Origin of the sequence: Mesorhizobium sp. B1-1-5 (genome assembly GCF_006443065.1) — a bacterium.
Lineage (GTDB): Bacteria > Pseudomonadota > Alphaproteobacteria > Rhizobiales > Rhizobiaceae > Mesorhizobium.
This window is the reverse complement of record NZ_VFWS01000560.1, coordinates 1-1,130: the sequence shown is the minus strand read 5'-3', so window position 1 is coordinate 1,130 and position 1,130 is coordinate 1. Positions and strand designations below refer to the sequence as shown.

2 protein-coding genes are annotated in these 1,130 nt (G+C 63.5%); both read right to left on the bottom strand.

The window, feature by feature from the left end:
• On the bottom strand, positions 1-126 hold a 126-nt coding region (locus tag FJ980_RS33285; RefSeq protein WP_140547631.1), incomplete at its 3' end, for a helix-turn-helix transcriptional regulator.
• 290 nt (positions 127-416) lie between these two features.
• Positions 417-1,118 (bottom strand): phosphatase PAP2 family protein, encoded by a 702-nt coding sequence (locus tag FJ980_RS33280; protein ID WP_140547630.1) that lies wholly within the window; start codon positions 1,116-1,118, stop codon positions 417-419.
• Positions 1,119-1,130 lie beyond the last annotated feature (12 nt).

Genomic DNA, 1,130 nt, shown 5'->3' with positions numbered 1-1,130 from the left:
GACCACGCCGTCGCTCGCTTCCATGCGCTGGATGGTGGGAAGCGAAACGCCGGCGCGCTCGGCGAGCGTCTTCTGATCGATGCCGGCCAGCGCCCTCGCGGCGCGCATCTGCGCGGCAGTGATCATCGGCCGGGATCCCCGTCTGAGTCTGCGGATATGATGTATAATACGATCATTATGATGTTTCAAGCATCAGGATGCACGCTTGAGCCTTGATCATCATCGCTATCGAGCATTTTTCGGATACTTCCCGAGCATTGAGAGCTATGGTGTTCCATCTGGGTCAGGGGATAACGTGGTTGAGCATTTTCAAGACATTGACGACATCTGCATGCCTGGTATCGGTGGTCCTTCTGCTAACGGGCTGCGGACACTTGATCAACCGGCTGATCTGACCGCTTCCCGGTCGAGCGTCGTCAGACGTCGTCACGCACCACCCTGCGCCGTTGCAGGACCCTTGCCGCCAACCAGCACAGCATGGCCCAGGCAAAGCCCGCGCACCAGCCGGCCAGCACGTCCGACGGCCAGTGGACGCCGAGATAGATGCGGCTGATGCCGACCAGCACCGTCGTCAGCACGGCGAGCGCCAGAACATAGATCTTCGTCGTCCGGCCCTGCAGGAAGCGCGCCGCAAGCGAGCCCAATGTGAGATAGGTCACCGCCGAAAGCATCGCGTGGCCGCTCGGGAAGGAAAGCGAGGTCTCGTTGACCAGATGCGAGACGAGCTCGGGCCGCGGCCGGTCGACGCCGAGCTTCAGCAGGCTCGACAGCATCTGGCCGCCCGCCACGGCGACGAAGATGAGAAGCGCGGTCCCGGGCCTGCGGATCAACAGCAGATAGATGATCGTCGCCGCCGTGATCAGCACCAGCACGCTGGTGCTGCCGAGGCTGGTGATGGCGCGCATCGCCCCTTCCATCCATGGCGGGCCGATCGGGATACCGGGTTGGCCGGCCTGGCGGAAGGCAAGCATGATTTCAGCGTCGAAGGCGTGCGGCGTGGTGGCCCGTGCCACCTCCATCAACTCCACGAAGCCCCACAGGCCGGCGGCGACGACAAGGCCGGCCCGCAGCACCGGGAATTCGACCCGGCTCAGCAGAGCCTTTGCCGCCGTTCTCATCGGAACTCGTTT

What these genes read in the sequence shown, in the direction of transcription:
- FJ980_RS33280 (WP_140547630.1), bottom strand. Translation starts at nt 1,118, where the DNA reads ATGAGAACGGCGGCAAAGGCTCTGCTGAGCCGGGTCGAATTCCCGGTG.